This window comes from Pseudomonas sp. G11, assembly GCF_029457515.1.
GTDB lineage: Bacteria > Pseudomonadota > Gammaproteobacteria > Pseudomonadales > Pseudomonadaceae > Aquipseudomonas > Aquipseudomonas gorinensis.
On the sequence record NZ_CP120377.1, the window covers coordinates 1816902 to 1842018 of the forward strand.

Sequence of the window (25117 nt, forward strand, 5' to 3'; positions counted from 1 at the left end):
ATTTTCAGGTGAGCCAGCGCCCGGATCGCGGGTGACAGGCCCATAAACCTCGTAAAACAAAGCCCACTGCTCTCACAGTGGGCTTGTTGACCAGTAACGCCTGGCTTACTGAGGGGAAACTTCGGTTTTTGGTTTACCGAAGTGCCATTCGTAGACCACGAACTTGAAGTCCTTCAGGTCGCCCTTGGCGTCGAAGCTCAGGTCGCCGGTAGGGGTCTTGAAGGTGCCCGCGTGGATGGCGGCTGCCACTTTGGCGGTGTCTTCGCTCTTCGCGGCAGCGATACCGCCAGCGATGACTTCAACAGCGGAGTAGGCCGGGAACACGAATGGGCCACTCGGGTCCTGCTTCTTCTCGGTGAACTTCTCGACGATGGCTTTGTTGGCCGGGTCGGCGTCGAAGGATTTCGGCAGGGTGACCAGCAGGCCTTCGGAGGCGCCTTGGGCGATTTGCGAGATGGAGTCGTTGCCGACGCCTTCTGGGCCCATGAACTTGGCGTTCAGGCCTTTTTCCTTGGACTGGCGCAGGATCAGGCCCAGCTCTGGGTGGTAGCCGCCGTAGTAGACGAAGTCGACGTTGGCTTGCTTGAGCTTCTGGATGATCGAGGAGAAGTCTTTGTCGCCGGCGTTCAGGCCTTCGAAGACGGCAACTTTTACGCCTTTCTTCTCGAGGGTCTGTTTGACGGCGGTGGCGATGCCTTCACCGTATTGCTGCTTGTCGTGCAGCACGGCAACGATTTTCGGCTTCACGTGGTCGGCGATGTAGTTGCCAGCCGCTGGGCCTTGGGCGCTGTCCAGGCCGATGGTGCGGAAGATCAGCTTGTAGCCACGGGCGGTGATTTCCGGGCTGGTGGCAGCCGGGGTAATCATGATCACGCCTTCATCTTCATAGATGTCGGACGCTGGTTGAGTGGAGCTGGAGCAAAGGTGGCCGACCACGAACTTGACGCCGTCGTTGACCACTTTGTTGGCTACGGCAACGGCTTGTTTAGGGTCGCAGGCGTCGTCGTATTCCTTGGCTTCCAGCAATTTGCCGTCTACACCGCCTTTGGCGTTGATGTCTTCGATGGCTTGTTTGGCGCCCATGAACTGCATGTCGCCGTACTGGGTCACAGGGCCGGTTTTAGGGCCGGCAATACCGATCTTGATGGTGTCAGCTGCGAACGAATGGCCGGCAACCCCAGCCAGGACCATAGCGGCAAACAGTTTGGAAATCTGCTTAGTAGCCTTATTCATAGTGCTCCACTCTTACTGTTGTATTTTTTATAGTTCTAGCGGCCTTGTGAGCTGCTGAACCGGATCAGATATCTCGGATATCCCCCCGGCAGTGCCCTGGCAACTGTACCGGTACAGTGTAGAGCGCCGGTTGATCGCTTGAAAAGCTGGCTGCTGGGGGCAAAACCCGGACGTGTCGCTTAAATGAAAGAAAAAGACAGAATTGCGGCGGGGTGATGCCAGAGTCTCGGGCAATCCTTGGCTTTCCTGACAGTTTCAATCGTTGACTCATTTGCAACTGGGTTTTTCTACAAGAGCCGCGACGTTATGATTGCGCCGATTTTTACTCAGGTGAACTCCCATGACGCAAGAACCTAGCACCCTCTATGCCAAGCTGCTCGGTGAAACCGCCGAAATTTCCTGGAAGGAGCTTGAACCGTTCTTTGCCAAGGGTGCCCTATTGTGGGTCGACGCCAGCGTGGATTTGATCGAGGCGGCCGAAGGCATGGCCGAGGATAATCGTGACAAAGTCGCTGCCTGGCTGGCCTCGGGGAGCCTGGGCGAGGTGTCTGCGACGCGGGCACTGGACCTGGTGGAGCGTGATCCGAGCCTGTGGGCCGTGGTGGTATCGCCGTGGATTCTGATCCAGGAAAGGGCGGCGTAAGAAAAGGTTGCACCGAAAAGGTGCGTCTTTTGTGCCCGCCTAAGTGTGTAGCGGAGTAACCGCCGGGCCGGTGATGGCATCTTGCCGTAGAGAAAGGTCACAGGTGAGGGTGACGTGCGCGTCATGGGAACAGTTTTGCGGGGGCTGAAACGCCGTAGGAATTGTTTCCGGGTGTGAGTCGATCAGGGTGGCGAGGGAGCAGGCTCCCTCGCCACACCAGCCTAGCCCGTCTTGCCGGTATGGTTATTCAGCGAGATCACCTTGGTCTTGCCGATCCGGTGACGGTAGATCTCACGCAAATACTTGATCGCCTTCTTCACGCAATCCCGTGACAGGCGAATGTCATTGATCGAGACAAACTTGTCTTTGTCATTGATCAGCTCCCGGTACTTCTTCTCGTACATCGGCTTGATCGCGTACCAGTTGGTATCGAGGATCTTCGCCGGGTTTTCAAACTCGTTGAGCAGTTGATCGATCCGGTCTTCGTCGAAATCCTCGTGGATGATGAAGTCCAGGATCGAGTTGTCCAGCGTGTCATCGAAACGGTACGGGTTACGCGCAAAGCAGCGTTTGATAAATGCCACGATCAGCGTCAGGAAGTCATCCGACAGGCACGGGCTCTTGGCGATCAGGGTGGTCAGCGACAGGTTTGCCGAGGCGCCGATTACCAGTGCGTAGCGTTTCAGGGTGGTGTTGGGGAACAGGCTGTTGAGGTGGGTCTTGAGCCGGTTCAGGTCCATGTAGGACAGCTTGTAGTCCTTGGGCAGCGAGACGATGGACACCACCGACGAGCAGTTCTTGAAGAAGTGCAGGTCATGCAGCGCCGCCGCGTCGTAGCCGGAGTTCTTGTACTGCTCCAAGGAGGCCTTATAGCGCTTGGACTCGATCGGCAGCAGGCTGATGCCTTCGATGGCCTGGGTGACCTTGTTGAAGTGTGGCAGGTCGATCGAGCGGAAGAACAGGTCGTCGATGTTCAGGCGCTGCGGCTCTTTTTCGAAGACCTTGAACTTGTCATTCGACGGCGCCGGCGTTTCCGGGACCACCGATTCGGCGTAGGCAATCGCCACCGGCCCGGCCAGGCTCATGAACAGGTCGTTGGCGTCGAGGCGGATAGTCTCGCCAATGTCGATGCCGGCACGACGGAAGTAGTTCTGGTCGTAGTCGGTGGTCACCGCCTGGGCGGTCAGGATGTTGAAGATCTGCTGGGAGATGTACTGGTTGGCGTGTTTTTCCATGGCATTGACGTCAATGTTCTGGATATTGCCGTCGTCGCTCTCTTCGGCGTAACGCATGATGTCGTTGGAGATCAGCATCATCGCGTTCCAAGGGCGAATACGCCCCTTCACACTGGCTTCGCTGCTGTCTTCATTGTCGAAGTTGTATGAGAAGTCCCATTCTTCCGACAGGTACTTGCACAGCAGTCGCCCAGCGTTGATATGCAGCGCCTCGGACATTTCGCTGCGGTGGTCGGAAATATTCGGCAGCACACAGATGCCGCTGGTGAAGATCGGCTCGAAGACAAAGGCGTGGCCGCTCTTGCTGTCGTGTTCGTCGGCAGGCTTGGTGTCGAACGTCTTGTTCATGTACGAGTGTTGCTGGGCCAGGCCGAATTCGGACGCCATGCCCGAGCCGGTACCACCGCCGGCACTGAAGATCGAGAAGTACAGGCGCGATTGGTTGGCCTTGATGCCACAGGAGTCGATGAGGTACGAGTGGATCATCTTCCAATCGGGGCTGGAAAAGCGCTGGGTGTCTTTATTAAGGATGATCTTGGCCAGGTATTGACCAAGGATCGGCGCGTTACCGGCGCCACCGGCATGGACTTCCGAGAGGTCCATGATTTTCATCTTGCTGTAGTCGCGCAGAAAGCCGCTTTTCTCGCCCTTGCGTGAGAAACGGATGCGCCCGGCGATGTCCTTGTCCAAGTCACCCAGCATCACCAGCGGCTCCACCAGGAACACGGGTTTGCTGGCCTTGCCGCCGCCCAGGCGCAGGTTGTTGCGGATCCATTGGGCCGGGCTGTAGCCCTTGTCGAGGGTTTTATCTTCGGTACTGAATTCGTTCAGGTAGAACTTGCGCGCGTTGTACACCAGTTCCGCCACGTCCAATGCGATGTTCGAACCGCAGCGGCCCAGGCCGATCAGGCACACCGACGGGAATTCCTGGTCGCTGTGTGGCTCGCCGTCGCCTTCCAGGTGGGGTGGCCGCGGGAACACCATGTCGCGCAGGCCATCGAGGTTATCGAGGATGCGGTCGGTATTGGTTTCGGTGAAGTACAAGTATTGCTGGGCGGCCAGCGGGCGGGCGCTGCTCAATGACTTTGAGCCTGGGGTTTTTTCCGCAGGGGCTGTCGGCAACACGTCGGAGACCACGGTGGCAGGGTTATTTTTAGAAGTCATTGGGCGCCATGTACCTGGACGGACGGCTGAAAAATATCAAATAGCCATCAATGAATGAGAGTTCGCGACTTTGCAGTGCGTCCTTATCCGGTGTAGTCGGGTTTAACCCTAGTTTTTTAAGGGAAAACCTGGCCGGACTCTGATTAATCGGCCGTTTGTCGGCGTTCTTTAGGTAAGTGATGGCGAAATGCCAAAGAATCGGCGTCATCGGATTGGCCTGATGACCGAGGTGGAGCCGGTACGAGCGGTGGCGGGGTCCTTCGGCGATGGCGTGTACTTGGCGCCGGCAACACTGAAGGGGGAGAGCGGAGTGCGCCTGTGGATACCTTGGATGACCCCGATGATATCGCGGGCAGGCACCGCCGGACTCAGCAGGTAGCCTTGGATGAAGTCACAGCCATGCTTGAGCAGCAGTTCGAATTGCGCCTGGGTTTCCACCCCTTCGGTCACGACCTGCAGGTGCAGGGTGTGGGCCATGCCGATAATGGCCTGGACGATTTCGATATCGGCGTTGGACTTGGGGATGTCCTGGATGAACGAGCGGTCAATCTTCAAGGTGTTGAGCGGCAGGCGCTTGAGATAGGCGAGGGAAGAATAGCCGGTGCCGAAGTCATCGATGGCCAGGGACACACCCAGGGCGCGGATCTGTCGCAACAGTGCCAGGGTGCTGCTGATATTGCCCATCAATGCATTTTCGGTGACTTCCAGTTCCAGGCGGTTGGCGGCGATCCCGCTGAACCGCAGGGCATCTTCGATTTCATCGGCCAGCTCATCACGTGTCAGGTTCAAGGCTGAGCAGTTCACGGCCATGGTCAGCTCGGCGTAACCCTTGTCCGACAACAGGCTCAAGTCGTGGCAGGCCTGGCGCAGTACCCAGTGGTCCAGTTCGGCAATCAACCCGTTGCTTTCGGCAATGCCGATAAAGCGCTCGGGTGTCAGCAAACCGTGTTGTGGGTGCTGCCAGCGTACCAAGGCTTCCAGGCGGGTGACCTTGCCCCGTTTCATGTCGAAAATCGGTTGGTAGAACAGCACCAGTTCGTTGCGGGCACGCAGGGCAGCGCGCAACTGTTCTTCCAGTTGCAGTTCGAGGAAGGCGCGGGTCTTCAGGTTGGAGCTGAAGAAGTTCAGGCTGTTACGGCCTGAATCCTTGGATTGGTACAGCGCCAGGTCGGCGGTTTTCAGCAGTTCTTCGCAGGTCAGTCCGTCGTCGGGAAACAGGCTGATACCGATGCTGGTGGTCATCACCATGCGCCTGCCGGCGAGTTCGACGGGCTCTTTCATTTTTTGCATGATGCGCTGGGCCAAATGCTGCGCTTCGTCGCGGTGGTGGATGTTGATGAGGATGCAGAACTCATCGCCGCCAAACCGCGCGACCACATCGGCGTGGCTGCGCACCGAGCTCTTGATATGCCCGGCCAGTACGCTGAGCAACTGGTCGCCCGCGTCATGCCCGAGGCTGTCATTGATGCGCTTGAAATGGTCGATATCGAGGAAAATTACCGCCAACATGCCGTCGTGAGCGGTTTTTTCCGCGAGTTTCTCCGCGAAAATCTGATTGAAGCCGCGGCGATTGAGCAGGCTGGTCAGCGCATCGTAATGGGCCACCTGTTGCAGCGAGGCGCGGGCCTGGTCCAGTTCGTCGAGCAGGGCGTTGACCCGGCGCAGGTCACGTTCCTTGTGTTGCAACTTCTTGTCCGCCAGGGCCGCGCTGATGCTGCTACCAATCACCAGCAGTGTGATCACCGCCACTGACAAGCCCAATTGGATGGGGTTATTGTCCAGCGGCAACGAAAGGTCGGCCCCGGCGGGTACCAGCATTTGCATGGCCGCCATGCCGGTGAAATGCATGCTCAGGATACCGGTGCCCAGCATCAGGCTGGCGGCGTATTTGAGCAGTTGATGGAAGGTGCCCATGCCATTGCGCAGGCAGATCGACAGCAGCAACGCCGCGAGGCTCGCGGCAATGGCGATCCCTACCGAAGCCATGAACAGTCCCGGTTTGAAGTACAACTTGGCCTCGGAATCCATGGCCGACATGCCCACGTAGTGCATCAGCGCGATGCCCAGGCCCATCCAGACCGATGCCAGCAGGTACTGGTGAAGGCGCAGTTGCGCGTGACTGAGGGTTTGCATGGCGAACAGCGAGGCGATCAGGGCGATCACCAACGAGGCGAACGTCATGATCAGTTCGTAATGAATGGCAATGGGCGCCTGGAACGCCAGCATGCTGATGTAATGGGTAGACCAGATACCGCCCGCCAGGCAACCCGCGCCCAGCCAGCGCCAGTGGCGGCGGGCGGTGGGGTCTTCGACATGGCTGACACGTTCTGCCATGTCCAAGGTGCCGAAACCGGCCGCACAGGCGACCAGGTAGGCCAACAGCACCAGAAAGGGGTTATGGCTGCAATTGAGTAGTAGGTGCCCGTTCCCTGGAAGATCGATAAAAAAGTGCAGACCCAGCCATTCCATAGCGTGTCCCGTCATAGCGTCTCGTCACTGCCTACGGCGATGACCTATGAGGTCGAGTATAGAAGCCTCGCGGAATTTGCCATCAATAATGGCACTTTGCTTTGAATGATTTTGGCATGCCGTCCATAGCGTTTGATGCTAAGCGCTGATGGGCAACTCCAGCTCGAAGGGCGGTGCCTCCAGTGGTGCCAGACCAAACGCGGCGCGGGCGGCGTCGCAATCGAGGTTTTGCACGCCTTGGTTCCACGACGAATCGAACTCACGGCACACGCTGGAGCGCTGCTCGTAGATCGTGCAACGGGTGGCCTGGCCCACTTCGCCCTCAAGGCTGCAGCAGCGTGCGGGTTTCTGGTCGGTACCGATCATCGCCACGCGCGTGGGGTTGATCTGGATCACCAGGTCATCGGGCACGGTGCCTCCTGACGAGGCGCACTCCCCCCAGAAGAAAGACACACGAAAGTGTGAACAACAGGCACCGCAATTCAGACACGGACTGGCTTCGGACATGGGCGTCATCGATTAGAAAGGGAAGTGGGGTTGTGACAGGAAGGCTCGCCATTCTAATCGTGCCGTGGCCATTGGGAAGAGGGGAGCGCGCTTATATTTTCCGTAGGGAAAGTCCCGTAGTTCCGGGTGAAATCATGCCCTATCAGCTTTACGAATCATTACAGACAACCGCGACGTGTCTGACTATGTTGCAGGGACCTGAGCAGGATGCATCGGGCATCGCAGCTCTCATAACAATAAAAGAGACGGACCCATGCAGAACTCGACCCAAGCGGAGAATGCCTGGCGCATTCTGTTCCTGCTGTTCCTCGCCAACCTGTTCAATTTCTTCGACCGCACCATTCCTGCGATCATCATCGAGCCGATCCGCATGGAATGGCACCTGAGCGACTTTCAGCTCGGCATCATCGGCACCGCCTTCACCATCGTCTACGCCATTGCCGGCCTGCCGCTCGGGCGCCTGGCCGACACCGGTTCACGCAGCAAACTCATGGGCTGGGGCCTGTTCGCCTGGAGCGGGCTGACGGCGATCAATGGCATGGTCGGCAGTTTTTGGACCTTCCTGCTGGTGCGCATGGGCATCGGTATCGGCGAAGCCAGTTATGCGCCGGCGGCCAACTCGCTGATTGGTGACCTGTTCCCGGCCCACCGCCGCGCACGGGCCATGGGGATCTTCATGCTGGGCCTGCCCTTGGGCCTGCTGCTGGCGTTCTTTACCATTGGCGCGATGGTCAAGGCGTTCGACAGTTGGCGTGCGCCGTTCTTTATCGCGGCGGTGCCGGGGCTGATCCTGGCGGTGTTCATGTTCTATATCAAGGAGCCCAAGCGCGGCGCGGCAGAAACCGTGCAGGTCTCCCAGGAACGCGTCGACCGCCCGATCCGCCGCGTGTTGGCGGTGCCGACCTTCCTCTGGCTGGTGCTGGCCGGGCTGTGCTTCAACTTCGCCACCTATGCCTGTAACTCATTCCTGGTGCCGATGCTGCAGCGCTATTTCCTCATGCCATTGCAGGAAGCGGCCGTTGCCACAGGGGTGATTGTCGGCGTCACCGGCTTGGTGGGCCTGACCTTGGGCGGCTGGATTGCCGACAAGATCCATCAGCGCATTGCCAATGGTCGCCTGCTGTTTGCCGCGTTCAGTTTGATCATCTCCACCGTCACCACCGCCTGGGCCTTGCATGCCGGGCGTATTGAAATCGGTGTGTTCGTCGCACTGTTCAGCGTGGGCTGGCTGTTTGCCTACAACTTCTATACCTGCGTGTACACGGCGATCCAGGACGTGGTCGAACCGCGCCTGCGGGCCACGGCGATGGCGCTGTTTTTCGCTGGGTTGTACCTGCTGGGCGGCGGCATGGGGCCGATTGTGGTGGGGGGCTTGTCCGATCACTTTGCGCATTCGGCGATGTATGCGGCGGGGGCTGAGCAGATGACTGAGGCTTACAAAGCGGTGGGGTTGCATGACGCCATGTATCTGATCCCGGTGGCGCTGTTCCTGACCATGCTGTTTCTGTTCCAGGCCTCGCGCAGTTTTGTGCGCGATGCCAAGCGGATGAAGGAGGGGTTGGCGGCGGTGGAGGTGCCGGCTGCTGCTGCTGCGACGGCGTGAAACCGTGGTGACTCTATCGGGGGCAAGCCCCCTCCCACATTGATCAGTCAACTCGGTCAACTGTGGGAGGGGGCTTGCCCCCGATGAGGCCCGCAAAGCCAAAGCTGTTCTCAAGTGAATAAAAAAGGCCCGCATTGCGCGGGCCTTCTATTTAGCAGGGCAGGGCAGCAATCAACCTGCCACCAACACCCGAATCGCTTCCAGTCGCAGCGCCGCCTTGTCGAGCATGGCCAGGCCTTGTTCGCGTTGCTGGCGCAGGGCAACCAGTTCGCTGTCACGCACGGTCGGGTTGACCGCTTGCAACGCGGTCAGGCGCGCCAGTTCTTCGTCGGTGTCCGCTGCCAGGCGGCGCTTGGCCTCGGCCACACGCTCGGCGTGGCGCGGGGTGATTTTCTCTTCACCGGCATTGATGCGTGGTGTGAGTTGGTCGCGCTGGGCCTGGACGAACTTGTTGGCGCTGGCTCGTGGCACGCTTTCGAGCTGGTCGTTCAGGGTTTCGAACGAGACGCGACCGGACAGGTCATTGCCGTTGGCGTCCAGCAGGCAGCGCAGCGCGGCCGGTGGCAGGTAGCGGCCCAGTTGCAGCGAGCGCGGGGCAACCACTTCGCTGACGTAGAGCAGCTCCAGCAGTACGGTGCCCGGCTTGAGCGCCTTGTTCTTGATCAGCGCCACGGCGGTGTTGCCCATGGAGCCGGACAGCACCAGGTCCATGCCACCCTGCACCATCGGATGTTCCCAGGTGATGAATTGCATGTCTTCGCGTGACAGCGCCTGGTTGCGATCGTAGGTGATGGTCACGCCTTCGTCGTCGCCCAGGGGGAAGCTGGCGTCGAGCATTTTTTCGCTGGGCTTGAGGATCAGCGCGTTTTCCGAATGGTCTTCGCTGTCGATGCCGAATGCGTCGAACAGGGTTTCCATGTAGATCGGCAGGGCGAACTGGTCGTCTTGCTCAAGAATGGCCTCCACCAACGCATCGCCTTCACCCGCACCGCCGGAGTTGAGCTCCAGCAAGCGGTCGCGGCCGGTATGCAGTTCCTGCTCCAGGCGCTCGCGTTCTGCACGGGCCTCGTCGACCAGGGATTGCCATTCGCCATCGTCGGCGTTTTCCAGCAGCGGCAGCAGGCGCGGGCCGAACTGATGCTGCAAGGCGTTGCCGGTCGGGCAGGTGTTGAGGAAGGCGTTCAGTGCTTCGTGGTACCACTGGAACAGGCGCTCTTGCGGGCTGGTTTCCAGGTAGGGCACGTGCAACTCGATCACATGCTTCTGGCCGATCCGGTCCAGGCGGCCGATGCGCTGTTCGAGCAGGTCGGGGTGGGACGGCAGGTCGAACAGCACCAGGTGGTGGGAGAACTGGAAGTTGCGGCCTTCACTGCCGATCTCCGAGCAGATCAGCACCTGGGCGCCAAACTCTTCATCGGCGAAGTAGGCGGCGGCGCGGTCACGCTCGAGGATGTTCATGCCCTCGTGGAACACCGTGGCCGGGATGCCGGAGCGCACACGCAGGGCGTCTTCCAGGTCCATGGCGGTTTCGGCGTGGGCGCAGATCACCAGGACCTTGGTGCGCTTGAGCATTTTCAGTTGGTCGATCAGCCACTCGACCCGTGGGTCGAAACGCCACCAGCGGTTTTCTTCCTCGACGTCCGGCTGCGACTGGAAGCTGACTTCCGGGTACAGCTCGGCGTGTTCGCCCAGTGGCAATTCGAGGTATTCGTCCGGGTTCGGCAGCGGGTAGGCGTGCAGCTTGCGCTCCGGGAAACCTTGTACGGCGGCACGGGTGTTGCGGAACAACACGCGACCGGTGCCGTGGCGGTCGAGCAACTCGCGCACCAGGCGCGCGCTGGCTTCGGTGTCGCCATCGTTGACGGCGGTCAGCAGCGCTTCGCCTTCATTGCCGAGGAAACCCTGGATAGTCGTGTGCGCGGCCGGGGAGAGGCGGCCCTTGTCGAGCAGCTCCTGCACGGCTTCGGCCACCGGGCGATAGTTCTCGCTCTCGGCGCGGAAGGCCTGCAGGTCGTGGAAACGGTTCGGGTCGAGCAGGCGCAGGCGCGCGAAGTGGCTGTCCTGGCCCAGTTGTTCCGGGGTGGCGGTGAGCAGCAGCACACCGGGAATCACTTCGGCCAGTTGCTCGACCAGGCTGTATTCCGGGCTGGCCTTGTCTTCATGCCACACCAGGTGGTGGGCTTCGTCGACTACCAGCAGGTCCCAGCCGGCGGCGAACAGCGCGTCCTGGGCTTTCTCGTCGTCCACCAGCCACTCAAGGGCGACCAGGGCCAGTTGGGTGTCTTCGAACGGGTTGGCGGCATCGCTTTCGATAAAGCGTTCTTCGTCGAACAGCGCAACCTGCAGGTTGAAGCGGCGGCGCATTTCCACCAGCCACTGGTGCTGCAGGTTTTCCGGGACCAGGATCAGCACACGGTTGGCGCGGCCGGACAGCAGTTGGCGATGGATCACCAGGCCGGCTTCGATGGTCTTGCCCAGGCCCACTTCGTCGGCCAGCAGTACCCGCGGCGCGATACGGTCGGCGACTTCGCGGGCGATGTGCAATTGGTGGGCAATCGGCTGTGCACGTACGCCACCCAAGCCCCACAGGGAGGATTGCAGCTGGCGGCTGGTGTGTTCCAGGGTGTGGTAGCGCAGCGAGAACCAGGCCAGTGGGTCGATCTGCCCGGCGAACAGGCGATCGCTGGCCAGACGGAACTGGATGAAGTTCGACAGCTGGGTCTCCGGCAGGGTGACCTGTTCGTTCTGCCCATTGAGGCCGTGGTAGACCAGCAGGCCGTCGACGTCGTCGACTTCTTGCACGGTCATTTTCCAGCCTTCGAAATGGGTGATGCTGTCGCCCGGCGAGAACCTCACGCGGGTGAGGGGCGCATTCCGTAGCGCATACTGGCGCGTATCGCCAGTGGCCGGATAGAGCACGGTCAACAAGCGGCCGTCCTGTGCCAGAACGGTGCCTAACCCCAGCTCTGCTTCGCTGTCACTAATCCAGCGTTGCCCCGGTTGATACTGCTGCGCCATGCTGCCTGACTCCCGCCGTGAAAAAGCCGACTATCTTAACGGAACAAGGCCCTCATCCAAAGGACTCTGACAAAAACTACTGCGTTTGCACGGTGGTCCGCTGCTGAATCGACGGGTGGCGGGCACTTGCGAGTGTCGACTGGGTCACAGGTTGGCGTGCTTGAGCTCAAGTCGCCCTGCAACCCGCCGACAGCCTGTTGATCAGGAGAATAATCACTATGCTGCCACCCATGCTGCCCGTCAGTGTTGTGCCGGTCACGTCACAACTCGACCCGGTGCGCCAGAAGCCGGACATCCCGCCCGTGGTGCCCGTGCAGGCGGGCTCGAACGAAAGCACCATCGACCTGAAAAAGGGCGATGCCGAGCAGTCGACCTTTTTGCTGCGCGAAGAACAGCGCCGCCAGCAAGAGCAGCAAAAGCGCCGGCGTGAAGCCGACGCGGACGCGGAGCAGCACCTGGCCATTCCTGGTGATGTGCTCAACGCCGACAACACCGTACCGGTGGTGCCGCTGATTGAAGACGCGCCGCGCCAGGGGCTGTGGGTGGACGTCGAGGTTTAATCGCGCAACTCGCGCAAGGCTGTCAGCAGCACCTCGATATCGTGGTCGTTGTTGAAGGGGCTGACGGAGATGCGCGCGATGCTGCTCAGGCCGCGCGCCTGCATATCCAGCGGGGTGTAGGCCACACCGTTGGCGCCGATGTTGATTCGCTTCAATCCCAGCCGCCGCTTGAGTTCGAAGGCGTCCCAGCCGGCGAGGTTGAAGGCGATCAAGCCTGAGTGCGTAGCGCCCAAGTCATGCAAGGAAATGCCCGGTATCTGGCGCAGTGCTTCACGGATCCGCGCGCTGGTCTGCCTGACGCGCTCCCAGGCCCGCTCGATCCCCAGTCGATTGATCTCCTGCAGCGCGTTACCCAGCCCCGCCAACAAGGCGGCGGACACTTCGCTGGTTTCAAAGCGCCGGGCGTCGTTACGCAAGTCGTAGCCGTTGGCGTTCCAGGGGGCCGAGAACACATCGCGCTGGGCGGGGTTCAGGTGCTGGAGAAACGCTGGCCGCACATACAGCAGCGCCGTGCCGCGCGGCCCGCGCAGGTGCTTGCGGCCGGCCGATTTGAGCACATCGCAGTGCAGCGCCTGCACATCCACCGGTACCTGGCCGACAGCTTGACCCGCGTCGACAAAGTAGGGAATGCCATGGCGCCTGGCGACGGCGCCGATGGCTTGGGCGGGATTGATCAGGCCGCCATTGGCCGGGAGCCAGGTCAGGTCGATCAGCTTCACGTTTGTATCGATCATCGCTTCCAGGGCCACCGGGCAGACCGCGCCGGTTTCATCGCAGGGGATGACCTCGACCCGTGCGCCGGCGTGCACAGCCAGTTCCATGCTCGCCAGGTTACCGCCCCATTCGTGGCGGCCCACCAAAATGCGCTCGCCCGGCTGCCAAGGGCCGAGTGCCTGGAACGCCATGCTCCAGGCTGTCGAGCCGCTGCTGGCAAAGGCAATCGACGAGGCGGGCGCATTGAGCAATTGCCCGGCGGCGCGGCGGGCTTGCTCTATCAGGGCCGCACCGTGTTCGCCGGCTTCCATGGGGCCGTCGCGAGCTTCACGCTGTAATTGTTCGATGATGGCATCGAGGGTTGCCTGGCTGGGTAAGGACGCGCCGGCGTGATTGAAATGCACGATGCCGGATAGGCAGCCAGGGGTGTTGTCCCGCAGTTGCTGGACTTCAAGCGGGCTCACGGTTGCAACTCGAAAATGGCGTCCACTTCCACCGCCACGCCGGCGGGCAGGCTGGAAACGCCGACGGCGGTGCGTACATGCCGGCCTTTTTCGCCAAGGGCATTGACCAGCAGGTTGGATGCGCCGTTGGCGACGCCACTCTGCTGCTTGAAGTCGGCGCTGCTGGCGATAAACACACCCAGGCGCACTATGCGCACCAGGCGCGACAGGTCGTCTTCCAGCGCCGCGCTCAATTGCCCCAGCAGGCCCAGCGCCGCCAGCTGTGCGGCCTGGGCGCCTTCTTCATCGCTGAGGGATTCGCCCAGCCGGCCCACATAGGCAGGTTTGCCCTCCACCAGAGGAATCTGTCCGGAGATGAACAGCTGGTTGTGGCTGATGACATGATTGATGTAGTTGGCCGCCGGTTGGCTGGGGGAAGGCAGCGTCAAGCCAAGGGCGTGCACACATTGGCGGATGGAAGTGCTCATGTTGAATCCTCTTGGGTCGGGAGGATTCAGCATGGTGGCCGTGGTGTTCGGCGACAAACGGATAGATCTCATGGGACGTATCGAAATAACTCACGCGTCGGTGCAGGCTTGCTGCAACCACTCGCTGAAACAGCGGGCGGCCTCATTGGCAGGGCCCTGGGGGGTAATCAGCCAGTAACCGATCGCGCTGTGATAGGGCGGCCAGTCGAACGCCTCCACCAGGCTGCCGTCCTGGAGCCTGCGCTCGATCAAACGGTGACGCCCCATGGCGATGCCCTGGCCGGACACGGCGGCTTCGACCACGATGTTGTAGTCGTGCAGCATCACGCGGGGGTGTTGATCGAGGTCGACTCGATAATGCGCGGACCAATCCGTCCATTCGAATGGCCGGTGCGAGGTGGCCATCAGCAAGGGACCGTGATGCAGTTGGCTGGCTTTGAATGCCGGGCTGCATACCGGTGAGAGTATTTCGGGCATCAGCCGTGTGGCCTGCACGTCGGGCCAATCGCCCTTGCCGTAACGGATGGCCAGGTCGATCGTTGTTCCGTCGACGTTCGCCAATTGAATCGCCGGCAACAGTTCCACCTGGATATGCGGGTAACGGTTGAGAAACCCGGCCAGGCGCGGTGCCAGCCATAAGGTGGCAAAGGATGCGAGCAGGCCAATGCGCAACACTGTGGCGCCAGGGGCGACCCGTTGGGTGCGGGTGGCGGCGGCGATGGCATCGAGGGCGGGGCGGATTTCGTCGTAATAACGCTGGCCGTCGGCTGTCAGGTCGATCGCGCGGGTACGTCGGATAAACAGCGGCTTGCCCAGGTGCTGTTCGAGTTTTTGCACCTGGTGGCTCAAGGCGCTCTGGGTGACCGACAACTCATTGGCCGCCTTGATAAAACTCAAGTGCCGTGCCACTGCTTCAAAGGCGCGCAGGGCGAGCAATGGGGGAAGGTCCTTGAACAGTGCCACCTGGGGGGCCTCCGGGTGCGGGCTTAAAGTGCCGATTTTGGGCGATGCCTCGCCTTTTGTCGCTCGCTGATTTGCCGCCGGACGGGGGAGGCCGCATTATTGAGGCACTCCCGCCATAACGTAGCCAAGCCATGAGTGATGACGACAAGCTGATCGACCTGAATGCCGAACGTGCCAAACGTGTGCATGACCTCAATGACAAACGCCTGAATGAAGTGCGCCAGGCATTTGAACAGGCGATGCCCTTGGGGAAAGTTAAGAAAAAGCCGAAGAACAAACCGAAAAAGCGTTGAAAGGGCCTGCATTTATTGATGCAGGTCAGTTATTACCCTTCTTTACGCCCCGTTGAGGGCGACATTGATCCTCGTCAATTTTCCAGAGTGCCTTCTCCATTAACTTAGCCCTATCGCAACAGGGCAAGTGCAGGAGGCCGGTCATGTTTTTCGATAATGTGGTGTTCGCCGGGGTGCTGACTGTAAGCCTCATGGTGATGTTTTTTGTAGGGTTTGGATTTTTTATCTGGAAAGACGCACATAAGCGTAAAAAACCATAAGTTTTTCCGGATTACATGAGCACGCAAGGCATTTTGGGCGACTTCGGTCGCCCTTTTTTTTGCCTGCGATTTAATCAACACCCCATTTGAACTGAGTCCGGTGGCGTAGCAGTTTAAGGACGGGACACACGCATAAAAAAAGGTGCGACCCTCGCAGGTCGCACCTTTATTTTTTGCGGGTTGGCTATCAGCTACCCAGTGCCTTGGACGCCAACCAGAACAACCCGGCCGACAGGCCTACGGTGGCTGGCAGGGTCAACACCCAGGCCATCAGGATGGTCTTTACGGTACCGCCTTGCAGGCCGCTCTTGTTGGCAACCATGGTGCCGGCGACACCGGAAGACAGTACGTGCGTGGTCGAAACCGGCAGGCTGAAGATGTTGGCCAGGCCGATCATGCTGGCGGTGGTGATCTGCGCCGACATGCCCTGGGCGTAGGTCATGCCCTGCTTGCCGATCTTCTCACCGATGGTCAGTACCACACGCTTCCAACCCACCATGGTGCCGAGGCCCAATGCCAGGGCGACCGCGAGGATTACCCAGAACGGCGCGTACTCGGTCGTGGCGGTCAGGTCTTTGCGCAGCTTGTCGAGGTCGGACTTCTCACGCGCATCCAGGCCCGGCAGCTTGCCGACTTTCTTCGCGGTGTCATCCAGGCATAGCAGGTAGCGACGTACCTCTATGCGCTGGTCGGCATTCAGCGAGTGGTAATCGGAAACGCCTTTCAAGGTGTCCACGAGCGCGTTGATGGTCGGCTCGGTCTGCTGCGGGTTGCAGCGGAACTTGCCCGGCAAGTCATCCTTCACGCTTTTCCCCAAGGCCAGGAACTCGCCCAGGGTTTCGTGGTTGCGCTGGTAGAACTGATTCAAGTGCACGGTGGCGTCGCGGGTGCGCTCGATCTGGTAGGTGGTGCTGCCCAGGTCGAGGACGAACTGTGCCGGTACGATGCCGATCAGCACCAGCATGATCAAGCCGATACCTTTCTGCCCATCGTTGGAGCCGTGCACGAAACTCACGGCCATGGCGGAAATCACCAGGACCAGGCGGTTCCAGAACGGCGGGTGTTTCTTGTCGTCGAGCTTGCGGCGCTGGTCCGGGGTCTTGTGCATCTTCGACAGCGGGCGCCACCACTTCAGGCCGAGCAGCACCAGGGCGGCAACCAGGAAGCCGGCCATCGGCGAGAACACCAGGGAGGCGCCGATATCGATCGCTTTCTGCCAGTTCACCCCGTCAGCCAGGGGAATGTCATTGATCAGGGCGTTGGCCAGGCCGACACCAAGGATTGAACCGATCAGGGTGTGGGAGCTGGAGGCGGGGATACCGAAGTACCAGGTGCCCAGGTTCCAGGTGATCGCCGCCGCCAATAAAGAGAAGACCATCGCCAAACCATGGCCGGTGTTCACATTGATCAGCAACTCCACCGGCAGCAAGTGCACGATGGCGTAGGCGACACCGACACCACCGAGCAACACGCCGAGGAAGTTGAACACCCCGGAGAAGAACACGGCCAGGTGCGGCGGCATGGCTTTGGTATAGATGACTGTGGCCACCGCATTAGCGGTGTCATGAAAGCCATTGATGAACTCGAAGGCGAGGACAAAGGCCAGGGCGAGCAACAGGCTCACGAGAACCCAAGCATCCAGTCCGCTGAATAAATCGATCATGAAGGTTTTCTGACCCGGTCGTAAGGGGGCGCGATTATGCCAGAAAACCTCGGTAATCGATGCACTAGCTGCTCATTGGTAACAATCTTCATTGAAAAAACACGGGCAAAAGGTGCTCATCCCAGGCTTTTCGGGGCTTTGGCAAGTCTTTGATTTATAAAGCGCACAGCTGAAAAGGTGCGGTTTTGTCACCTTATCGTCATGTCTGAAACATTTGTACGAAATTTCCCTGGGGCGGCAGGGTGCTGAGCCGTGGAGGCTCATGCAAGGTGCCCTCCGCCGGCAATAAGCCGGCAGAGACAGCAAGACCCTGAGGACTCGAACCGAAGTGCTTATGGCTCTTCGGCCTTGAGTTCCTGTTCAATCTTTTGGATTTCCTGGGCAAAGGCCTGATCGAGCAGACTGGCTCGTTTGCGCCATGGCTTGCGTTCTGGCTCAGGCTGGGCGGCGTAGGTGGTGACTTCCCCGCCGTAAACGTCCTTGTAACGTTGCTCCTGGCGCTCAAGTTCCGCGCGCAGTTCATCTTTCGTCACAGTGCTACCTAATTGAGTTGAGTTTAATTACCGTGCAGCGGTGGAGCTGAAAATTGCCCTCGGCGTATTTCAATGTTGAACAGTCAAACTGTTCAAGTTTGAATAATTGACCAAAGGTGACTTCGTTAAACCGGTAGTGATAACCGGCGACGCGTTCCGCATGCACCGCCTGCGAGCTCCGATCCCGATAGTGATACCGGGCTGACCTCTGCACAGGTTGCATTATAGCGGCGCATTTGAATAACTCTATCACCATAAAGTTAAAAAACGTCAACTTGCTGTGAGAGTTTTGTTACATGTACGCGTCAGTATTTCGCTGGAAAACCGGCGCCATCATTTTTGCGCTCTTGTAAAAGTTGTCGCGGCCTGTCCGATATTTCTCTACGTCCAGGTTGATTGCGATAATCGAATGATCGTCCGATAATCGCCCAATGTTGTTGGCCCAAGCTTGTGCCTCGCGTCTGGCACGGCTTTCAATAGTGACCAACCCTTCCAGCGGTTGAAAATAAGAGAAAGGATCCGGAAATGAACGATCAATTGCGCAACTCCTTCGCGTCAGCGGCGCCGCCGATCGTGGCTTCGCCCGCCAAGCGCATCCAGGCGTTTACCGGTGATCCAGACTTCATGACCTCCCTGGCCCGTGGCCTGGCCGTGGTGCAAGCGTTTCAGGAGCGCAAGCGGCACCTCACCATCGCCCAGATCAGTCACCGCACCGAAATCCCCCGCGCCGCCGTGCGACGTTGCCTGCACACCCTGATCAAGCTCGGCTACGCCACCACCGATGGGCGTACTTATTCGCTGCTGCCCAAAGTCCTGACCCTGGGTCATGCCTATTTGTCCTCCACGCCCCTGGCGGTCTCTGCGCAACCTTACCTGGACCGTATGAGCGAGCAGCTTCACGAAGCCTGCAACATGGCGACCCTTGAGGGCGACGACATCCTCTATATAGCCCGTTCCGCCACGACCCAGCGCCTGATTTCCGTGGACCTGTCGGTGGGCGGGCGCTTGCCGGCATATTGCACGTCCATGGGCCGCATCCTGCTTGCCGCGTTGGATGACGCCTCGCTGCAGGACTACCTCGACCACGCCGACCTGCAAACCAAGACCAGCCGCACCCTGACCACCCCCGAAGCCTTGCTCGAATGCCTGCAACAAGTACGGCAGCAGGGCTGGTGCATCGTCGACCAGGAGCTGGAGCAGGGCCTGCGCTCCATCGCCGTACCGGTGTACGACGCCTCGGGCCAGGTATTGGCCGCGTTGAACGTCAGTACCCACGCCGGGCGGGTCAGCCGCAGCGAGTTGGAGCAGCGCTTCCTGCCGAGCATGCTCAGCGCCAGCCGCGAGTTGAGTGCGCAATTGTTTGCTTAAGCTGTTCGGTGACCGCACAGATCCCGGTTTGATGAATTGACGGTGTTTCCCCTGGCTTATTACTGTGCGGCAGCGCTCTAGCGCCACAATAATAACGACGACCCCAGGTCGTCAGCCCGCCATCGGTGTGGAATAAAAACAATGAATCAACCTTCTGTCGGCACCACACTGGACGTCCAGGCCTTTATCAATGCCCAACCCTTGTCACGTTATCAGTGGCGCGTGGTGATCCTGTGTTTCCTGATTGTCTTCCTCGATGGCCTCGACACGGCTGCCATGGGGTTTATCGCGCCTGCATTGTCCCAGGACTGGGGCATCGACCGCGCCAGTCTCGGTCCGGTGATGAGTGCCGCATTGATCGGCATGGTGTTCGGCGCCTTGGGCTCCGGGCCACTGGCTGACCGCTTCGGGCGCAAAGTGGTGCTGGTGGGGGCCGTGCTGGTGTTTGGCGCCTTCAGTCTGGCCTCGGCCTACAGCACCGATGTCGATCAATTACTGGTGCTGCGCTTCCTGACCGGGCTGGGCCTGGGGGCCGGCATGCCGAACGCCACGACCCTGCTCTCGGAATACACCCCGGAGCGCCATAAATCGCTGCTGGTCACCAGCATGTTCTGCGGCTTCAACCTGGGCATGGCCGGCGGCGGGTTTATCTCCGCCAAGCTGATTCCGGCATTCGGCTGGCATAGCCTGTTGATGATCGGCGGAATCTTGCCGTTGATCCTGGCGCTGGTGCTACTGGTGTGGCTGCCGGAATCGGCGCGTTACCTGGTGGTGCGCAATCGCGGCACCGACAAGGTGCGCAAGACCCTGTCACCCATTGAACCCAGCCTTGTCGCCCAGGCCATGGCCTTCAGTGTCCCCGAGCAAAAAACCGTCAAGGCGCGCAACGTGTTTGCGGTGATCTTCTCCGGCACCTACAGCGCTGGCACCTTGTTGCTGTGGCTCACCTATTTCATGGGCCTGGTGATCGTTTACCTGCTGACCAGTTGGCTGCCGACCCTGATGCGCGACAGCGGCGCCAGCATGGAACAGGCAGCGTTTATCGGTGCGTTGTTCCAGTTTGGTGGTGTATTGAGCGCGGTGGGCGTGGGCTGGGCGATGGACCGCTTCAATCCCCACAAGGTCATTGGCACTTTCTACTTGCTGGCCGGAGTGTTTGCCTACGCGGTAGGGCAGAGCCTGGGCAATATCACGTTGCTCGCGACCCTGGTGCTGATCGCCGGGATGTGCGTCAACGGCGCGCAGTCGGCGATGCCGTCCCTGGCTGCGCGCTTCTACCCGACCCAGGGCCGCGCCACCGGTGTGTCCTGGATGCTCGGCATCGGCCGCTTCGGCGCGATCCTCGGGGCCTGGATGGGCGCCACCTTGCTGGGCCTGGGCTGGAATTTCGAGCAGGTACTCACGGCGCTGGTGATCCCGGCGGCATTGGCCACGGCTGCGGTGGTGATCAAGGGCATGGTCAGCCACGCCGACGCAACCTGAGGCCTGGCACGCTCAAATGTGAGAGTGGGCTTGCCCCGACAGCAGTGGGGCGGCCAATACATCGGGTGGCTGATACACCGCTCTCTGGGGCAAGCCTCCTCCCACGTTGACCGCGTTTGGCTGAATGATTAGCGAGGTAACAATCTGTTCGATAATCGAACGCTGAGTCGATTATCGGATTGTTTGGCCCATTTCCCCGGCTTAATCTTCAAGCACTTCGGCGCCACCTCAGCGCCTTTTACGATCAACACCGGGAGCCCAACCCCATGGCTGAAATTCTCACCTTGCGTGATGCGGTCAAGCGCTTCGTGAATGACGGCGATACCGTCGCCCTCGAAGGCTTTACCCATCTGATCCCTACGGCGGCAGGTCATGAAATCATTCGTCAGGGCAAGAAAGACCTGACGCTGGTACGGATGACGCCTGACCTGATCTATGACCAGTTGATCGGTGCCGGCTGCGCACGCAAGTTGATTTTCTCCTGGGGTGGCAACCCCGGCGTGGGGTCCTTGCACCGCCTGCGTGACGCGGTCGAGAAGCAATGGCCGCAGCCGCTGGAAATCGAAGAACACAGCCACGCCGACCTGGCCAATGCCTACGTCGCCGGTGCCTCTGGCTTGCCGTTCGCGGTACTGCGCGCCTACGCTGGTTCCGACCTGCCCAAGGTCAACCCGCTGATCAAGACCGTCACCTGCCCCTTTACTGGCGAAGTGCTGGCGGCGGTGCCATCGGTGCGTCCGGACATCACCGTGATCCACGCGCAAAAGGCTGACCGCAAGGGCAACGTATTGCTCTGGGGCATTCTCGGCGTGCAGAAGGAAGCGGCCCTGGCCGCCAAGCGCTGCATCGTCACCGTGGAAGAGATCGTCGACGACTTGAACGCGCCGATGAACAGCTGCGTGTTGCCGACCTGGGCCCTGACCGCGGTGTGCCATGTGCCCGGTGGTGCGCATCCGTCCTACGCCCACGGCTACAACGAGCGTGACAATCGTTTCTACCAAGCGTGGGATCCAATCGCCCGCGATCGTGGGACCTTTACCGCCTGGATCGATGAATACATCCATGGCACTGCCGACTTCAGTGAATTCCAGGCCAAGCTGGCTACCGCGCAGGAGGCCAAGTAATGGCTTACTCGACCAACGAAATGATGACCGTCGCCGCCGCCCGCCGCCTCAAGAACGGCTCGGTATGCTTTGTGGGCATCGGCCTGCCATCCAAGGCGGCCAACCTGGCGCGCCTGACCTCGTCGCCGGACGTGGTGCTGATCTACGAGTCCGGTCCGATTGGCGCCAAGCCCAGCGTACTGCCCCTGTCTATCGGTGATGGCGAGCTGGCGGAAACCGCTGACACGGTCGTGCCGACCGGTGAGATTTTCCGCTACTGGCTGCAAGGTGGGCGCATTGACGTGGGCTTTCTCGGTGCAGCCCAGGTCGACCGCTTCGGCAATATCAACACCACCGTGGTCGGTGACTACCACCAGCCCAAGGTACGCCTGCCGGGTGCCGGTGGCGCGCCGGAAATCGCCGGCTCGGCCAAGAGCGTGCTGATCATCCTCAAGCAGTCGTCGCGTTCGTTTGTCGACAAGTTGGACTTCATCACCTCCGTCGGCCACGGCGAAGGCGGCGATTCGCGCAAACGCCTGGGCCTGCCGGGTGCCGGCCCCGTCGGAATTATCACCGACCTGTGCATCATGGAGCCGGAAGAGGGCACCCATGAGTTCGTGGTCACTGCACTGCACCCTGGCGTTACCCGCGAGCAAGTGGTGGCGGCCACCGGTTGGCCCATCCGCTTTGCCGACCGGGTGGATACCACCGAGGAACCCACCGAGGTCGAACTGACCGCGCTGCGTGATCTGGAAACTCGCACCGCCGCCGCCCACGGCCAAGCACCGGGAGAAGCCTGATGCGTGACGTCTTTATCTGTGATGCGATTCGTACCCCTATCGGCCGGTTTGGCGGGGGCTTGGCCACGGTGCGTGCCGATGACCTGGCGGCGCTGCCGATCAAGGCACTGATCGAACGCAACCCTTCGGTGGACTGGAGCGCGGTCGACGAAGTATTCCTCGGCTGCGCCAACCAGGCGGGTGAGGATAATCGCAACGTCGCACGTATGGCGCTATTGCTGGCAGGCCTGCCTTCAAGCATTCCCGGTGTGACCCTCAACCGGCTGTGCGCCTCGGGCATGGATGCGATCGGCACCGCGTTTCGTGCGATTGCCAGCGGTGAAATGGAGTTGGCGATTGCCGGCGGCGTCGAGTCGATGTCCCGTGCGCCCTTCGTGATGGGCAAGGCCGATGCAGCGTTCTCGCGCAGCATGAAGCTGGAAGACACCACCATTGGCTGGCGCTTTATCAACCCATTGATGAAGGCCCAGTACGGTGTCGACGCGATGCCGCAGACCGCCGATAACGTTGCCGATGATTACCACGTGTCCCGCGCCGACCAGGACGCCTTTGCCCTGCGCAGCCAGCAACGTACCGCTGCCGCCCAGGCGGCCGGGTACTTCGCTGAAGAAATCGTGCCGGTGCGGGTCGCCCATAAAAAAGGCGAAACCGTGGTCGATCAGGATGAGCACCCACGCGCAGACACCACCCTGGAAACCCTGGCGCGGCTCAAACCGGTGAACGGCCCGGACAAGACCGTCACCGCCGGTAATGCTTCTGGCGTCAACGACGGTGCCGCCGCGCTGATCCTGGCGTCCGCCGATGCGGTGAAAAAACATGGCCTCACTGCCCGCGCTCGTGTATTGGGCATGGCCAGTGCCGGTGTCGCGCCACGGGTCATGGGCATCGGTCCGGTGCCGGCGGTGCGCAAGCTGGTGGAACGCCTGGGCCTGGCGGTTACCGACTTTGACGTGATCGAACTCAACGAAGCCTTCGCCAGCCAAGGCCTGGCGGTGCTGCGTGAATTGGGCATCGCTGACGACGCGCCCCAGGTCAACCCGAACGGCGGCGCTATCGCCCTCGGCCATCCCTTGGGCATGAGCGGTGCACGGTTGGTGTTGACGGCTTTGCACCAGTTGGAAAAAACCGGTGGCCACAAAGGCCTGGCGACCATGTGTGTGGGCGTCGGCCAAGGCTTGGCCCTGGCGATTGAACGCATCTAATAAGAGAGGACAGCTCCATGACTGATAAGCCCGGTTACCGGCGCCCTCAAGCGGGCACCCAACCTGAGTACCTGCACCCGCCCTACCAGTCGACGAACCTGCGTTCGCCGTCCAAGCCGTTGGTGTTCCTGCCCCATTCGCTGTCGGAAATAACCGGCCCGACCATCGGCGCCGAGCGAGTCAGCGAGAAGGATAACGACCTCACCGCCCAACACGACGGCGAGCCCCTGGGTGAACGCATCATCATTCACGGTCGCGTGCTGGATGAAAACGGCCTGCCGGTGCCGGGCATCCTCGTGGAGATCTGGCAAGCCAACGCTGCCGGTCGCTACAACCACAAGCGCGACCTGCACGACGCGCCGCTGGACCCGAACTTCACCGGCACCGGGCGCACGGTTACCGACGCCGACGGCTGGTACCAGTTCCAGACCATCAAGCCCGGCGCCTACCCATGGGGTAACCACCACAATGCGTGGCGCCCTGCGCATATCCACTTTTCGCTGTTCGGGCCGAGCGTGCTGACGCGCCTGGTCACGCAGATGTATTTCCCCGGCGACCCGCTGCTGGAATACGACCCGATCTACAACTGCGTGCCGGACACCAGCGCCAAAGAGCGCCTGATCGCGCGTTTCGATCTGGAAAAAACCATTCCTTCCTATGCCCTCGGCTACCGCTGGGACATCGTCCTGCGTGGCCGTGATGCCACGCCGATGGAGAAATGAGATGACACTCAATGCGACCACGTCCCACACCGTCGGGCCGTATTACCACATTGGCCTGACCTGGCTGAATCGCGAAGCCCTGGCCAACGCCGACACCCTCGGCGAACGCGTGGCGATCAGCGGGCAGGTGGTGGACGGCAACGGTGATGTCGTCAACGACGCCATGCTCGAAGTCTGGCAGGCCAATGCCGCCGGCAAATACGACCACCCGGAAGATGAGCAGGACAAGGCTGTCGATCCCAACTTCGAAGGTTTTGGCCGCGTACCGGTGGACGCCGAAGGGCGGTTCCGCTTTACCACCATCAAGCCGGGCAGTGTGCCGGGGCTGAAAGGCACCACCCAGGCGCCGCACCTGGTGGTACTGGTGTTTGCCCGTGGCCTGGTGAAGCATTTGCTGACGCGGATCTATTTTGACGGCGAGGCGTTGAACGGGGATGACCCGTTGCTGGCGTGTGTGCCTGCCGAGCGGCGGGGTACCTTGATTGCCAAGACCGATGCGGACGGTGTGTATCAGTGGAATGTGATTTTGCAAGGGACAGATAAGGAAACGGTGTTTTTCGATTATTGAGTCGCTTGTCAGGGCCCTATCGGGGGCTTGCCCCCGATAGGGCCGGTTCAGGCACTGAGTACTCAAATGTCTGCTTGCGGAAC

The 25117-nt window shown here is 60.5% G+C and carries 22 protein-coding genes; 12 read left to right on the forward strand and 10 right to left on the reverse strand.

What is annotated here, in order from left to right:
• Positions 1 to 105: 105 nt before the first annotated feature.
• Positions 106 to 1233 (reverse strand): branched-chain amino acid ABC transporter substrate-binding protein, encoded by a 1128-nt coding sequence (locus P2T68_RS08255; RefSeq protein ID WP_024073888.1) that lies wholly within the window; start codon positions 1231 to 1233, stop codon positions 106 to 108.
• A 340-nt stretch (positions 1234 to 1573) separates the two neighbouring features.
• Between P2T68_RS08255 and P2T68_RS08260 the strand changes: the two genes are divergently transcribed.
• Positions 1574 to 1876, forward strand: coding sequence for a DUF2288 domain-containing protein (locus P2T68_RS08260; RefSeq protein WP_024073889.1), 303 nt, complete (start codon positions 1574 to 1576; stop codon positions 1874 to 1876).
• A 221-nt stretch (positions 1877 to 2097) separates the two neighbouring features.
• Here the strand turns inward: P2T68_RS08260 and P2T68_RS08265 are convergent, their stop codons facing one another.
• From P2T68_RS08265 to P2T68_RS08275, 3 genes are all read right to left on the reverse strand, one after another.
• Entirely contained in the window at positions 2098 to 4275 is a 2178-nt protein-coding gene (locus P2T68_RS08265; RefSeq protein WP_168232355.1) for a hypothetical protein, read from the reverse strand.
• Positions 4276 to 4479: 204 nt separating this feature from the next.
• A complete protein-coding gene (locus tag P2T68_RS08270) occupies positions 4480 to 6744 on the reverse strand; it encodes an EAL domain-containing protein (RefSeq protein ID WP_277379739.1) in 2265 nt (754 codons plus the stop codon).
• Between the two features lie 138 nt (positions 6745 to 6882).
• Positions 6883 to 7251 carry a YkgJ family cysteine cluster protein gene (locus tag P2T68_RS08275; RefSeq protein WP_277379231.1) on the reverse strand — a complete coding sequence of 123 codons (369 nt, stop codon included), beginning with the start codon at positions 7249 to 7251 and terminating at the stop codon, positions 6883 to 6885.
• Between the two features lie 253 nt (positions 7252 to 7504).
• Here P2T68_RS08275 and P2T68_RS08280 point away from each other — a divergent pair, with 253 nt between their 5' ends.
• Positions 7505 to 8854, forward strand: coding sequence for an MFS transporter (locus P2T68_RS08280; RefSeq protein ID WP_277379232.1), 1350 nt, complete (start codon positions 7505 to 7507; stop codon positions 8852 to 8854).
• Positions 8855 to 9025: 171 nt separating this feature from the next.
• Here the strand turns inward: P2T68_RS08280 and rapA are convergent, their stop codons facing one another.
• Positions 9026 to 11872: an RNA polymerase-associated protein RapA gene (gene rapA / locus P2T68_RS08285; RefSeq protein WP_150055337.1), complete on the reverse strand. Its 2847-nt coding sequence runs from the start codon at positions 11870 to 11872 to the stop codon at positions 9026 to 9028.
• Between the two features lie 218 nt (positions 11873 to 12090).
• Between rapA and P2T68_RS08290 the strand changes: the two genes are divergently transcribed.
• Complete coding sequence (locus tag P2T68_RS08290; protein WP_024073896.1) at positions 12091 to 12432, forward strand: hypothetical protein; 342 nt, start codon at positions 12091 to 12093, stop codon at positions 12430 to 12432.
• Here the strand turns inward: P2T68_RS08290 and P2T68_RS08295 are convergent.
• The 3 genes from P2T68_RS08295 to P2T68_RS08305 all read right to left on the reverse strand — a co-directional run bounded on the left by P2T68_RS08295 (position 12429) and on the right by P2T68_RS08305 (position 15040).
• On the reverse strand, positions 12429 to 13610 hold the full coding sequence (locus P2T68_RS08295; RefSeq protein WP_024073897.1) for an aminotransferase class V-fold PLP-dependent enzyme: 1182 nt from the start codon (positions 13608 to 13610) through the stop codon (positions 12429 to 12431). The two genes, P2T68_RS08290 and P2T68_RS08295, sit on opposite strands and share 4 nt — an antisense overlap.
• Entirely contained in the window at positions 13607 to 14077 is a 471-nt protein-coding gene (locus tag P2T68_RS08300) for a RidA family protein (protein WP_277379233.1), read from the reverse strand. The genes P2T68_RS08295 and P2T68_RS08300 overlap by 4 nt, the downstream gene beginning before the upstream one ends.
• A gap of 90 nt (positions 14078 to 14167) precedes the next feature.
• Positions 14168 to 15040: a LysR substrate-binding domain-containing protein gene (locus P2T68_RS08305; protein WP_277379234.1), complete on the reverse strand. Its 873-nt coding sequence runs from the start codon at positions 15038 to 15040 to the stop codon at positions 14168 to 14170.
• A gap of 131 nt (positions 15041 to 15171) precedes the next feature.
• Between P2T68_RS08305 and P2T68_RS08310 the strand changes: the two genes are divergently transcribed.
• Positions 15172 to 15333 carry a hypothetical protein gene (locus P2T68_RS08310; protein WP_017844811.1) on the forward strand — a complete coding sequence of 54 codons (162 nt, stop codon included), beginning with the start codon at positions 15172 to 15174 and terminating at the stop codon, positions 15331 to 15333.
• 143 nt (positions 15334 to 15476) lie between these two features.
• The gene (gene ccoM / locus P2T68_RS08315; RefSeq protein ID WP_024073900.1) at positions 15477 to 15593 is read left to right on the forward strand and encodes a cytochrome c oxidase subunit CcoM; all 117 of its coding nucleotides are present in this window, start codon (positions 15477 to 15479) and stop codon (positions 15591 to 15593) included.
• 187 nt (positions 15594 to 15780) lie between these two features.
• On the opposite strand, the gene P2T68_RS08320 is transcribed toward ccoM, so the two are convergent.
• Together P2T68_RS08320 and P2T68_RS08325 are read right to left on the reverse strand one after the other, a co-directional pair.
• The gene (locus P2T68_RS08320) at positions 15781 to 17256 is read right to left on the reverse strand and encodes an inorganic phosphate transporter (RefSeq protein ID WP_024073901.1); all 1476 of its coding nucleotides are present in this window, start codon (positions 17254 to 17256) and stop codon (positions 15781 to 15783) included.
• A 332-nt stretch (positions 17257 to 17588) separates the two neighbouring features.
• Positions 17589 to 17789: a hypothetical protein gene (locus tag P2T68_RS08325; RefSeq protein WP_003172389.1), complete on the reverse strand. Its 201-nt coding sequence runs from the start codon at positions 17787 to 17789 to the stop codon at positions 17589 to 17591.
• A gap of 525 nt (positions 17790 to 18314) precedes the next feature.
• Between P2T68_RS08325 and pcaR the strand changes: the two genes are divergently transcribed.
• The 7 genes from pcaR (at position 18315) to pcaG (ending at position 25034) form a co-directional block, all read left to right on the forward strand.
• Positions 18315 to 19157, forward strand: a complete 843-nt coding sequence (gene pcaR / locus P2T68_RS08330; RefSeq protein ID WP_024073903.1) for a pca regulon transcriptional regulator PcaR — start codon at positions 18315 to 18317, stop codon at positions 19155 to 19157.
• A 141-nt stretch (positions 19158 to 19298) separates the two neighbouring features.
• Complete coding sequence (locus P2T68_RS08335) at positions 19299 to 20639, forward strand: MFS transporter (protein ID WP_069075415.1); 1341 nt, start codon at positions 19299 to 19301, stop codon at positions 20637 to 20639.
• Between the two features lie 266 nt (positions 20640 to 20905).
• Complete coding sequence (locus P2T68_RS08340; RefSeq protein WP_102624934.1) at positions 20906 to 21763, forward strand: CoA transferase subunit A; 858 nt, start codon at positions 20906 to 20908, stop codon at positions 21761 to 21763.
• Positions 21763 to 22542: a CoA-transferase subunit beta gene (locus tag P2T68_RS08345; protein ID WP_024073906.1), complete on the forward strand. Its 780-nt coding sequence runs from the start codon at positions 21763 to 21765 to the stop codon at positions 22540 to 22542. Before P2T68_RS08340 ends, P2T68_RS08345 begins: the two co-directional genes overlap by 1 nt.
• A complete protein-coding gene (gene pcaF, locus P2T68_RS08350; protein ID WP_172831375.1) occupies positions 22539 to 23744 on the forward strand; it encodes a 3-oxoadipyl-CoA thiolase in 1206 nt (401 codons plus the stop codon). The genes P2T68_RS08345 and pcaF overlap by 4 nt, the downstream gene beginning before the upstream one ends.
• Before the next feature lie 17 nt (positions 23745 to 23761).
• Positions 23762 to 24466: a protocatechuate 3,4-dioxygenase subunit beta gene (pcaH, locus tag P2T68_RS08355; RefSeq protein WP_069075418.1), complete on the forward strand. Its 705-nt coding sequence runs from the start codon at positions 23762 to 23764 to the stop codon at positions 24464 to 24466.
• 1 nt (position 24467) lies between these two features.
• The gene (gene pcaG, locus P2T68_RS08360; RefSeq protein WP_024073909.1) at positions 24468 to 25034 is read left to right on the forward strand and encodes a protocatechuate 3,4-dioxygenase subunit alpha; all 567 of its coding nucleotides are present in this window, start codon (positions 24468 to 24470) and stop codon (positions 25032 to 25034) included.
• The last annotated feature ends 83 nt before the right edge of the window (positions 25035 to 25117 follow it).

Coding starts and splice junctions, on each gene's coding strand:
- P2T68_RS08255 (WP_024073888.1), bottom strand. CDS start 1,233: ATGAATAAGGCTACTAAGCAGATTTCCAAACTGTTTGCCGCTATGGTC.
- P2T68_RS08260 (WP_024073889.1), top strand. CDS start 1,574: ATGACGCAAGAACCTAGCACCCTCTATGCCAAGCTGCTCGGTGAAACC.
- P2T68_RS08265 (WP_168232355.1), bottom strand. CDS start 4,275: ATGACTTCTAAAAATAACCCTGCCACCGTGGTCTCCGACGTGTTGCCG.
- P2T68_RS08270 (WP_277379739.1), bottom strand. CDS start 6,744: ATGGAATGGCTGGGTCTGCACTTTTTTATCGATCTTCCAGGGAACGGG.
- P2T68_RS08275 (WP_277379231.1), bottom strand. CDS start 7,251: ATGTCCGAAGCCAGTCCGTGTCTGAATTGCGGTGCCTGTTGTTCACAC.
- P2T68_RS08280 (WP_277379232.1), top strand. CDS start 7,505: ATGCAGAACTCGACCCAAGCGGAGAATGCCTGGCGCATTCTGTTCCTG.
- rapA (WP_150055337.1), bottom strand. CDS start 11,872: ATGGCGCAGCAGTATCAACCGGGGCAACGCTGGATTAGTGACAGCGAA.
- P2T68_RS08290 (WP_024073896.1), top strand. CDS start 12,091: ATGCTGCCACCCATGCTGCCCGTCAGTGTTGTGCCGGTCACGTCACAA.
- P2T68_RS08300 (WP_277379233.1), bottom strand. CDS start 14,077: ATGAGCACTTCCATCCGCCAATGTGTGCACGCCCTTGGCTTGACGCTG.
- P2T68_RS08310 (WP_017844811.1), top strand. CDS start 15,172: ATGAGTGATGACGACAAGCTGATCGACCTGAATGCCGAACGTGCCAAA.
- ccoM (WP_024073900.1), top strand. CDS start 15,477: ATGTTTTTCGATAATGTGGTGTTCGCCGGGGTGCTGACTGTAAGCCTC.
- P2T68_RS08320 (WP_024073901.1), bottom strand. CDS start 17,256: ATGATCGATTTATTCAGCGGACTGGATGCTTGGGTTCTCGTGAGCCTG.
- pcaR (WP_024073903.1), top strand. CDS start 18,315: ATGAACGATCAATTGCGCAACTCCTTCGCGTCAGCGGCGCCGCCGATC.
- P2T68_RS08335 (WP_069075415.1), top strand. CDS start 19,299: ATGAATCAACCTTCTGTCGGCACCACACTGGACGTCCAGGCCTTTATC.
- P2T68_RS08340 (WP_102624934.1), top strand. CDS start 20,906: ATGGCTGAAATTCTCACCTTGCGTGATGCGGTCAAGCGCTTCGTGAAT.
- P2T68_RS08345 (WP_024073906.1), top strand. CDS start 21,763: ATGGCTTACTCGACCAACGAAATGATGACCGTCGCCGCCGCCCGCCGC.
- pcaH (WP_069075418.1), top strand. CDS start 23,762: ATGACTGATAAGCCCGGTTACCGGCGCCCTCAAGCGGGCACCCAACCT.
- pcaG (WP_024073909.1), top strand. CDS start 24,468: ATGACACTCAATGCGACCACGTCCCACACCGTCGGGCCGTATTACCAC.